This window comes from Nocardiopsis sp. RV163 (assembly GCF_001029525.1).
GTDB classification, from domain to species: domain Bacteria; phylum Actinomycetota; class Actinomycetes; order Streptosporangiales; family Streptosporangiaceae; genus Nocardiopsis; species Nocardiopsis dassonvillei.
The window spans coordinates 1-9,432 of record NZ_LEKI01000191.1; the positions used below are offsets into that span (position 1 = coordinate 1).

Below are 9,432 nucleotides of genomic sequence, written 5' to 3' on the forward strand. Positions count from 1 at the left end.
GCCCCGAGGACCCCCACCGCGTTCTTCCCTCAGCTCCCAGACGGAGGCATCCCCGTGACCGAGATGTGCACGCCCACGGGCGGCCTGATCAACCCCGCGGCCTTCCCCGTTCCGACCGCCGGTCCCGCCACCCTGGAGAGGCAGGCCAGGGACCTGCGCCGGGAGGGGGCCAACGTGGCCGGGATCGGCGGCGACATCAAGAGCGCCTGGGCGGGGCTGTCCTCGTGCTACTCCGCGCCCGAGGCCGAGACCCTGTACGCGGTGGTGGACCCGGTCGCGACCGACGGCGACAAGGTGGAGACCTCCTTCGACAAGGCCGCGAGCGCGTTGGAGACCTTCGCCGAGGCCGTCCGGGACATCAAGGGCAAGTGGTCCACGCTCAAGGCCGACTCCTACGCCTTCCTCAACTCCATCGAGGGCGACGACGACTGGCGCGAGGCCGACGGGATATCCGGGTTCTTCGGCGGGGAGAGCGACAAGGTCGAGGAGCACCAGGCGCTGCTCGACCGCGCGGACGCGCTGCGGCGCGAGTACGAGGAGGCCGAGCGGGCCTGCGCCAACGCGATCAACGCCGACATCCCCGACCGCACCAGCTTCGTCGCGGGCGACGGCGACGGGGAGTCCGCGCCGGGCGAGTTCGAGCACGGCTACGACGGCTACCTCGGCGACGTCGCCATGGCCTGGGGCGGTCCCATGGAGACCGACCACGGCTGGTGGGTGGACGCGGGTGCGGCGGTGGGCGACTTCTTCGTGGGGATCGCGGAGGACGTCGGCGGTATCACCGGCATGTACAGCTCCGAGGGCTGGTTCGAGATGTCCTGGGGCGACGCCATGTGGGAGTACCACGAGGGCAACCTCCAGTCCCTGGCGTCGCTGGCGGGCATGTACGACTCAGAGAGCGACAGTTGGGGCTGGTCGGGCTGGGACACCGTCGGCAACGCCTGGAAGGACGCCGCGCACGCGGTGGTGCCCTGGGAGGAGTGGGGCGAGCGGCCCGGCTACGTCATCGGGACCGCCCTGCTCAACATCGGCGCGACCGTGGGCGGGGCCGCCCTGACCGCGACCGGCGTGGGCGCGGTCGTGGGCGTGCCGCTGATGGCCTGGCGCGGTTCGGCCATGCTCAACCGGATGGGCGGGGACGGGCCGAGCGTCCCCGACGTGGACGTGCCGGACATGAGCCGGATCAACCTGAGCCTGCCCCGGTTCGGCGACCTCTCCCTGGCCGACCTGAGGATCGACCTGGGCCAGCTCCGGGAGGGCGCTTTCAGCACCTCCCGGCTGTCGGAGATGCAGAACCTGCTGAGCAGGTTCACCGGCGGGGGCTTCTTCGGCGGCGGGGACAACCCGGGCGGCAACGGCTCCGGCGGGGACGGGAACGGCTCCGAGGGCTCCAACAGCCAGCGCGTCGCCAACCACCACGGCGACGAGGAGGGCGGCCCGGCCGGCACCCGGCCCGCCGTGAACCCGACCACGCGTGAACTCGACGACAGCCGGGAGCTCCTGGAGCTGCTGACTTCGCATCCGGACTCCGCCGAGCTGGGCGACCTCGGGCGCAGGGTCCTCGGTGGGCAGGGCGGCGACAGCGACGCCCCCCGGCCGAACCGTTCCGGGCAGCCCGACCTGGAGGAGCTGGACCTGGACCCGTCCCTGGAGGCGGTGTTCAGCGACATGAACGCGCACGCCTCGGACTACCCGGCGTGGGAGGCCAACCAGTCCCCGGACGGCCCGGAGTCGGGGAGGGTGCCCGCCCTCGTCGGCGGCGGGAACAACGACACGTTCGACGCCCAGGCCGATGCGCCCCGTCCAGACACGGTCATCGGCGATCGCAGCGTCATCGACGTCGCTGGCCTCGACGACCTCGGCGACGGGTTCGACGGAGCCTTCGGCGACCGGTTCGACGCCGATGGCCCGCGGATGAGCAACACCATGCCGGAGGTCACCAACCGGGACGGCAACGGTGGTGACCCGCTGGACACCGACGGGAACTCCCCCGGCGGCACGGACGTCCTGGACGGGAGCACCGTCAGCAGCGACCTGGGAGGCACGTCCACCAGCGGTCGTACTCCCACAGGCCCGGTCAACGGCCCTTCTGGATCCTTGGGCACAGATTCCAGCAACGGTGGAAACGGGCCCGAAGGGACCGCGTCCTCTCCGAAACCTGTCACTGTGGAACAGAAGTTCGACGAGAACGGGAAACCGATCTCGTCGGAGACCGACAAGCTCATGCCGAACCCCAAGAAGAGGTTCGGTGACGGTGTGCAACTGGACCCGCACACGAGCTATCGGGTCAATGACACCAGTGGCCACTACCGCGGCACGTTCGTCACCGACGCGGACGGCAAGATCAAGGAGATCCACACAGACTCGGATCGCACCTCCTCCAAGCATCCCGAACTCCTGCGACCCAGGCCGAACGTCGAGTACCACGTCGACGGAAAGGTGTACCGCACGGACGAGAACATGAGGACGGTATACGTCGAAGGTGACCTGACCTCGGACAGCCACGTTCGCAACGATCGCGAGCAGGCGAACGTAAACCGCATGGGCAGGGAGTACTACGAGGAACTGAACAAGCGGCTCAGGCAGGACTTCGCCGAGAACCCCGAGAACTACCCGGGACGCACGGAAGCTCCCCAGTACGAGGCCATGCAGTGGAATGGCGGTCACCTGATCGGGTCCATGGAGTTCGGCGGCTTCGGTGAGCGCCTCAACCAGACACCGATGCTGGAGCACGTGAACCAGAGCCGCACCGCTTACCCGGGTATCAACGGAAGCTTCAGAAACCTGGAGACCTCCTGGGAGGCCCTGCTCGACGGCGATCTGAGCAAGATCGAGGACATGGATGACAGTCCGGCGTGGCGTCGTTCGCTCGACGATTGGCAGGACCTCCTCGACCAGGGACCGAATCCGCCCTCCATCCACGTGAAGATCAGGAACGTCTTTGATCCTTCGATGGAGGCCTTCGAACTCAAGAGGCCCAGGTCGACCAAGCTCCTTGCTCCGCCACCGTCTGAGATCATCGTCGAGTGGACGGTGAACGGCCAAGTCCAGCGCCAGATGGTCTACCCGAACGTCCCCCCGCTCAAATAGACACCGCAAGGAAGAACATTGTTGCCTCAAAAAGGACATCTCGACTTCACTGGCCAGCAGGAGATCCTGACGGAGATCGGCCGGGAAATCCTGGGTTCCGTTCCGGACACGTGGACCGAGATCGTCTACTCGGTGTATGCGATCGTGAGCTATCGCGAGGAGGAGATGCTCGTACGCCACGGGGATGGCGAACCGGAGAGGACGAGCATCCCGGCCGGGGTCGCTCCCCGGATCTCCGGGCTGCGGGCGGGCATGTACCAGGAGGGCAAGGGGGCCTGGTTCTCCATGCGGTACACCATCACGCGTCCGGGAAATTTCACGACGAAGTTCGACTACGACAACGAGCCGGAATTCCTCTTCCGTCCCAGCGAAGAAAACTACGTCCAGGAACTGCACCACTTCCCCCGTGCTGAGGAGAACGTACCGGAATGGCTCGCGGCGAAGGTTGGTGGCGCTGGCGGGGACTCCGCGTAGGCGGTGCCCAGCGGCGGTGTCAGTGTCAGGGCAGGAACTGCACCACTCCCCCGCTCCGAGGAGAACGTACCGGAATGGCACGCGTAGAAGGTGTGCGGCGCTGGCGGGGACTCCACATAAGCAGTGCCCAGCGGCGGTGACAGTCCCATCGTGTACTGGCATCGCCACCGGCGCGCGGCGTGGCGGGAGCGTGATGGCGCACCCGGTGTCCGACCCCGCCGTTACCCTCACGCGCAGACGCCATGACCACCGCGAAAGCGAGACCCGATGCTCGGTCCCTATACCAGGAAGGGCGGGCTCAGCCCGGAGGAGCGGCAGGAGATCCTCGTCCAGATCGGTAGCCGTATCCTCAGCGAGGCACCGGAAGGATGGAAGAGCCTGACCTACCGGGTCCAGACCGTCATCGAGCACGCAAGCAGCGAACTCATCGTCGAGTTCGGGGACGGTACCAGTCGCCGAGAATTCCCTCCCGCTGACATCAGTCTCATACGAGACAAACTCAGAGCGGGAATGTACCAGGAGGGCAAGGGCACCTGGTTCTCCTTCGAGTACGTCATCACCCCGCCCGGTAGGTTCAACGTCACCTACAACTACGACGAGGACCCCGGCATCACCTTCCCCACCGCCTTCGGCTTCACCAACGACCTGGTCTACTTCCCGCGCGACGAGGAGTACATGACCGACTGGCTCCGCGAGAAGCTCCGGGAAGAGGCCGAGGGCCGCGCGATGGAGTGACCGGCTCGGGGACCGGTAATCAGCGTGCGGTCCCGTGTCCGCGTCCGCGTACTGACGTGCTCGGCGAGCACGGGTGGCGCATCAGGCGGGTCGAGGATCACGCGCACCGCGCGACCGCCTCCGCGGAGCGCATGGAGGACGAAACCCTCATGGACGACCTGATGCCGGTGCAGCACTGCGCGACGCTCTTCGGCGTTCTCCAGTCGGAGGCGTTGTCGCCCCGTGCGAGCCTGGATCTGATCAGGAAGGCCGAGGAAGAACTCGATGGCAAAGCGTGAACCCCACTGGCACAAGAGCAGCTACAGCGGCGGATCGGGAAGCTGCGTCGAGGTAGCCGAGGGGCAGACGGTCCTCGTCCGCGACACCCGGAACCGCGAACACGGCCACCTCGACTACACCCCCGAGGCCTGGACCGCGCTCCTGAGCTGCGCCTCCCTCACAAACTCCTAAAAACGGGACATAACAACGGCCGCCCAGAATTCTGGTCGGCCGTTTCCTCATTTCCCCCAACATTACTCCCCAGTATTTTGGCATTCCACTCCCACCACCCCTTATCCTCTCTCTCGAACACACAACTCAAATGACCCCGCGACGGATGTCACCGTCCGGGGCCGTGGCCAGCAACTTCAAGACCTTTAACCAAAGGAACTGCTAGCATGCGCCAGTTTAGCGCTGCCCTTCTCAGCCGTGCCCTCGGCCCGCTGATCGCCTTCCTCTCCGTCCCCTGCGGACGCCACTCCGCGGTGGCCGGTCGCCGCCGACGCCGCTCCGCCCGCGTCCGCCGCTACCTCCCCGGGGCCCCGCCCGTCTCCTCTCCCGAGCCCGCCATGCCGAGGCTGGCTCCCGCCCGCGAGGTCATCCCGGCCGAGGACGTGGCCATGGTCCGCCCCTACTTCGCCGCCCACGAGCGCCTGACCGCCTCCGCCGCGCCCCGCGTTCCCGCGCCCCGCAGCGCCGAACCCGCGCCGGAGACGGACGAGGTCCGGCGTGCGTTCGCCCTCGTCCAGGAACGCGCCGCCGCCCTGGTCCAGCAGTGGCGGGAGGACCCCGGCGGCGACCTGCTCGGCGAACCCGCGCCCCGCTTCGGCGTCGTGCGCCCCGCCGGGCCCGCCCATCCCACCACTCTCACCGATCGCACCACGCCCACCCGTTACGCCGAGTGGGGCGAACTGGCCTCCCTCATCCGGGTCTGGGACGAGCAGCGACAGGGGGTTCCGGCATGAGCGCCTCCGACCTCGACTCCTCCGGCCTCGACGCCGCCGTCCGCCGCGCCCGCGTCCACTGGGAGCACCGCGTCTACCCCGGTTCACTGTCCCGGCTCTCCGAGGTCCGCGCCGACCTGGCCCGCGACCTGGCCGGGTTCGATCCCGACCTGGTGGACACGCTCACGCTGGTCACCAGCGAGCTGTTCGCCAACTGCTGCAAGTACACCGATTCGGGCCGCTCCGGCGGCGAGGTCCTGCGCGCGCTGTCAATGCCCGATGCGGCCACCCTGCGCGTGGGCCTGTCCGACTGCGGCGGCGGGGGCGGCGTTCCGGCCGTCCCGCACCAGCGCACGGCCGACGAGTGGGACTGGGCCGAGGGCCAGCGCGGCCTGCTCCTGGTCGAGAACCTGTCCGCCGCCTGGGGCCACTACCGCCTCGCGCCCTGGGCCGACCTGGGCACCCACGTGTGGGCCGCCTTCCCAGTGGACCCGGACGCGGTGCCGCCCGGCCTGCGCGCTTATGTGTTCACCAGTTAATCGGATTATGACCTGGCTGAATCGGGGCGGGCGGGCTTCCAGCCGCCCCGACCCCAGAGGGAGATTCGCGGCAGAAGCCGGTGCGCCAGGGAACACGGACATGAAAGCCAGAGGCGGAGCAGACCAGACACAGCGGGCAATCGATTTACACACCCCAATAAAGGAATGTCCCTTTTTCTACATAGCACGACGGAAGACGGTGATCCATACATCCGATCTTCGGATCCATTGCACCGCCACATGAACACGGAGTGTTGCCAATTAATCACTCTCTGCTTGTGTCACTATCGGGACGCCCGGCGCCGGACCGGGGTTTGGTCACAACAGTGGACCGAAGCGTCGGCGTGGGTCCTCCACAAGGGCCGGGCGCCCAATGGACCGAGAACGCGAAGGAACGCACAGCATGCGAGCAGCAATCCGGAAGAACGCCGAGTCGGGTCGGGTCGGAATGAAGTCCCTCCTCGGCCTCGGCCTGACGACGGCTCTGACGGCGGCCCTCGCCGTCCCGGCCGCGGCCCAGCCGCTGGTACCGGGGCCCCAGTTCGGAGCCGACGTGCCGCCCCAGGAGGTGGAAGGCAACCCGACGTTCGCCGGTCTCGGTTTCCAGTGCGATTTCACGATCAAGGTGGAGCCCGTCGAAGAGGGAACCTTCGGGTCGGTCACGCTCGACAACATCAGGAACAACCAGGTCTTCGACTTCAGTGTCAGCGGTGACTTCGTCGCCATCGGCGTCATCGCCAAGGGCGGACCGAACGCCAACCTGTACGACTACCGACCGGACGGCGTCACGGAGGATGAGGACCTCCACGCCCCGCTCAACATCCCGAGCAACCCTCCGGACGACTTCTACGAGCTCAGCCACGTGGACTTCTGCCTCGTTGAGGACGGCGGCAACGGGAACGGCAACGGGAACGGCGACAACGGGAACGGGAACGGCGGCAACGGGAACGGGAACGGCGGCAACGGGAACGGGAACGGCGACAACGGGTACAACTAACCACTCGTCCAGCGGTTCCGGTGCGGCCCTGTTCCCCTTCCCGCCCCGGTCCGACTGGCCCTGATCGTCGATGACCGGTTCCACCACACAAGAACGCGGAGGCCCGGGGTGGGCCCCGGGCCTCCGTGAACGCGCTCCGTCAGCCAGGAGCGTTCGCGTGGTCGGCCGCGGACGAGCCGCTGCTAGAAAGGCCGGGGAACGGTCGGCTGGAGCACGGCCTCGCTCAGGGCCTCGGTGCGCAGGTGGGTGAACCGCTGGTACTCGGGGTCGGAGACCATGCGGCTGAACGCCTCCCGGCTGGGGTAGCGCACGAGCAGCACCGCGTCCCAGGCCTGGCCCTCCTCCGCCACCAGGGGTGTGACGCCGTCACCGGCGTAGACCAGCTCGGCCCCGTAGCGCTTGAGGAACCTCCCCGCCTGCCGCGAGTACTCCTCGTACGAGGGCCGGCCCTCCGGCTTGAACCGCAGCAGGTTGAGCATGACGACCGGGCCGCCCGGGTCCTCGTCCACCAGTCGCGCGAGATCCGTTCCCGAGGGGTCGACTGCCATCGGTACCTCCTTGTGGTCGTCCGCCGCTCCGGGCGATCGGCACCCGGCGCGGCATGGAAGTGCCAGAAGTCTAGGCACGCCTCACCGCTCTTGCATACCGTCTGGTTGGTATGTCTTGCGCAAGTCTTGACCGGGACCGGGAAACACCCCGGGGCCCGGTTCCGGCCGCGAGACCGACCACGGCCGGTGCGGTCCACATGCGATCATCCCGTTGTGTCAGAGGACGGGGAAGTCCGGGAGCTCCAGGACCGTGCCGCCGCGTGGCGCCGGGCGATCGTGGCGAACGACGCCGACGCCATCGGCCGGTTCCGTCCGAGGACTGGGTGCTCGTCGGACCGTCCGGTGCGGGGTCGCGGGAGGGGTTCCTGTCGATGGCGGTCTCCGGAGCGCTGACACACAGCACGATGCGACCGGTCGAGGGCACCGAGCGGGTGCGCGTCCACGGCGACCTGGCCGCGCCCACCGCGAGGGTGGTGAACACGGCGCACTTCGGCAGCCGGGAGTTCCACGCCGACGAGTGGACCACCGACGTCTACCACCGCACGCCGGGCGGATGGATCTGCGTGCACTCCCACGTGACACCCGCCGAAAACTGACACGGCCAGGATGGAGCCATACCGGCTTACCATGCGCATCAGGGGGCGCCCTCCCCGTCGCGGCGCTGTTGCGCGTCGAGCATCTCCTCCATCTCCGGCCAGCGCTCCGGGCTGGGCGAGCCGAGGAGGTCCCGGGTGTCCTGGGCGTCCCGGGTGTCGTCGGATCCGTCCTCGTCCCCTCGCCCCGACCGTTCCGGTTCGGCAGGTCGGGATCGGACGCGGAAACGGGAACACCGAGCCCTCGCCCGGAACCGCCGCCCTCCCCCGGGGTCACTGCTGAGAAGCGCTCGACCATCCCCGACAGATCCCCGATGCGTGCCCCGAAGCCGCCGGTCGTGTCGGAGAAGTCGCCCCTGATCTGGTTGAACATCTGCGACAGGCTGAACCCCGGCCGCGCCGCCGCACCCGGCTCCCACGCCACCTCGGGCCAGTCGAGCGGATCGAAGTCGGGCAGGTCCGAGCCGCCCCGGCTGAGGTTGCCAGGATCGACCCTCCCCGCACCGGAAGCGGCACCACGGCCAGCGCGGCGTTGCCTGCCGCCGTGGACACCGTGTACGCGGGCCGGTCCTCCCACTCCCGCCAGGGCGCGATGTCGTGGGCGGCCTCGGTCCAGGCCGCCCCCGCGTTGGCCCGCCACGTCTCGCCGGAGCGCTCGCCCGAGTCGAACGGATTCATCCATCCGTCCTCGCCGTAGAGCCCGACGAGCGCGCCGTACCCCTCGAACGTCTCCTTCTTGTGCGTGACCGCGTTGTCCACGACCTCGCCGACGCTGGTCGCCCACCCGGCCCAGCACGTCGTTGAGCACGGCGCCCACCGAGGACGCGTCGATGTCCCAGCCGCTCGACGCGCTGTCCGGCCTGGTGGAGACCCTCGCCGGGAAGGGCCTGCTGGACGTGCTCCACGTGCGCGGGGCGCGCGGACGCCGCGACGTCACGTATGAACCCCGCTGGCACGGGCTCGCGGTTCCGGTCGGCACGGCCCTCGGGCCGGACGGGGTTCGCCGTGCGGGCGTGGAACACGCGCTGCGCGGACCGCTCTCCGGCACCCTGCTGGGCGGGGAGGAGGCGCCTGCGGTCTGGTACCCCGTGCCCGAGGACGTGCCGCGCCGTCTCCGGAGCCCTGCCGTGGCCGCGCAACTGCGGCACCTGGCGGCGGCGTCCGCGGGGCCCGCGCACGTGGAGCACGTCCAGCAGGCCCTTCCCGGCGAGGGTCTCCACCAGGCCGGACAGCGCGTCGAGCGGCTGGGACATC

Annotated in this window: 12 protein-coding genes; 11 read left to right on the top strand and 1 reads right to left on the bottom strand. The window is 68.8% G+C overall.

Annotated elements, in window-relative coordinates; translation table 11 throughout:
• Nucleotides 1–63: 63 nt before the first annotated feature.
• The 8 genes from ABD54_RS23405 to ABD54_RS23440 all read left to right on the top strand — a co-directional run bounded on the left by ABD54_RS23405 (nucleotide 64) and on the right by ABD54_RS23440 (nucleotide 7,037).
• Nucleotides 64–3,090, top strand: coding sequence for a hypothetical protein (locus tag ABD54_RS23405; protein WP_235432168.1), 3,027 nt, complete (start codon nucleotides 64–66; stop codon nucleotides 3,088–3,090).
• Between the two features lie 21 nt (nucleotides 3,091–3,111).
• Nucleotides 3,112–3,564, top strand: a complete 453-nt coding sequence (locus ABD54_RS29215) for a hypothetical protein (RefSeq protein ID WP_235432166.1) — start codon at nucleotides 3,112–3,114, stop codon at nucleotides 3,562–3,564.
• 267 nt (nucleotides 3,565–3,831) lie between these two features.
• The gene (locus ABD54_RS23415; protein WP_047871697.1) at nucleotides 3,832–4,299 is read left to right on the top strand and encodes a hypothetical protein; all 468 of its coding nucleotides are present in this window, start codon (nucleotides 3,832–3,834) and stop codon (nucleotides 4,297–4,299) included.
• A gap of 56 nt (nucleotides 4,300–4,355) precedes the next feature.
• Nucleotides 4,356–4,577, top strand: coding sequence for a hypothetical protein (locus tag ABD54_RS23420; protein ID WP_047871698.1), 222 nt, complete (start codon nucleotides 4,356–4,358; stop codon nucleotides 4,575–4,577).
• Complete coding sequence (locus ABD54_RS23425) at nucleotides 4,564–4,749, top strand: DUF397 domain-containing protein (RefSeq protein WP_047871699.1); 186 nt, start codon at nucleotides 4,564–4,566, stop codon at nucleotides 4,747–4,749. Before ABD54_RS23420 ends, ABD54_RS23425 begins: the two co-directional genes overlap by 14 nt.
• A gap of 206 nt (nucleotides 4,750–4,955) precedes the next feature.
• Complete coding sequence (locus ABD54_RS23430) at nucleotides 4,956–5,522, top strand: hypothetical protein (protein WP_047871700.1); 567 nt, start codon at nucleotides 4,956–4,958, stop codon at nucleotides 5,520–5,522.
• Nucleotides 5,519–6,040 (top strand): ATP-binding protein, encoded by a 522-nt coding sequence (locus ABD54_RS23435; protein WP_047871701.1) that lies wholly within the window; start codon nucleotides 5,519–5,521, stop codon nucleotides 6,038–6,040. The genes ABD54_RS23430 and ABD54_RS23435 overlap by 4 nt, the downstream gene beginning before the upstream one ends.
• Nucleotides 6,041–6,443: 403 nt before the next feature.
• Entirely contained in the window at nucleotides 6,444–7,037 is a 594-nt protein-coding gene (locus ABD54_RS23440) for a hypothetical protein (protein ID WP_152692080.1), read from the top strand.
• Nucleotides 7,038–7,219: 182 nt separating this feature from the next.
• On the opposite strand, the gene ABD54_RS23445 is transcribed toward ABD54_RS23440, so the two are convergent.
• On the bottom strand, nucleotides 7,220–7,585 hold the full coding sequence (locus ABD54_RS23445; RefSeq protein WP_047871703.1) for a DUF1330 domain-containing protein: 366 nt from the start codon (nucleotides 7,583–7,585) through the stop codon (nucleotides 7,220–7,222).
• Nucleotides 7,586–7,908: 323 nt separating this feature from the next.
• Between ABD54_RS23445 and ABD54_RS23450 the strand changes: the two genes are divergently transcribed.
• The 3 genes from ABD54_RS23450 to ABD54_RS23455 form a co-directional block, all read left to right on the top strand.
• Complete coding sequence (locus tag ABD54_RS23450) at nucleotides 7,909–8,181, top strand: nuclear transport factor 2 family protein (protein WP_235432167.1); 273 nt, start codon at nucleotides 7,909–7,911, stop codon at nucleotides 8,179–8,181.
• Nucleotides 8,182–8,722: 541 nt separating this feature from the next.
• Entirely contained in the window at nucleotides 8,723–8,875 is a 153-nt protein-coding gene (locus ABD54_RS28390) for a hypothetical protein (RefSeq protein WP_160313092.1), read from the top strand.
• Nucleotides 8,876–9,008: 133 nt separating this feature from the next.
• A partial coding sequence (locus ABD54_RS23455) for a DUF6177 family protein (RefSeq protein ID WP_047871704.1) occupies nucleotides 9,009–9,432 on the top strand: 424 nt, incomplete at its 3' end.

Coding starts and splice junctions, on each gene's coding strand:
- ABD54_RS23425 (WP_047871699.1), top strand. CDS start 4,564: ATGGCAAAGCGTGAACCCCACTGGCACAAGAGCAGCTACAGCGGCGGA.
- ABD54_RS23415 (WP_047871697.1), top strand. CDS start 3,832: ATGCTCGGTCCCTATACCAGGAAGGGCGGGCTCAGCCCGGAGGAGCGG.
- ABD54_RS23430 (WP_047871700.1), top strand. CDS start 4,956: ATGCGCCAGTTTAGCGCTGCCCTTCTCAGCCGTGCCCTCGGCCCGCTG.
- ABD54_RS23440 (WP_152692080.1), top strand. CDS start 6,444: ATGCGAGCAGCAATCCGGAAGAACGCCGAGTCGGGTCGGGTCGGAATG.
- ABD54_RS23445 (WP_047871703.1), bottom strand. CDS start 7,585: ATGGCAGTCGACCCCTCGGGAACGGATCTCGCGCGACTGGTGGACGAG.
- ABD54_RS23435 (WP_047871701.1), top strand. CDS start 5,519: ATGAGCGCCTCCGACCTCGACTCCTCCGGCCTCGACGCCGCCGTCCGC.
- ABD54_RS23405 (WP_235432168.1), top strand. CDS start 64: ATGTGCACGCCCACGGGCGGCCTGATCAACCCCGCGGCCTTCCCCGTT.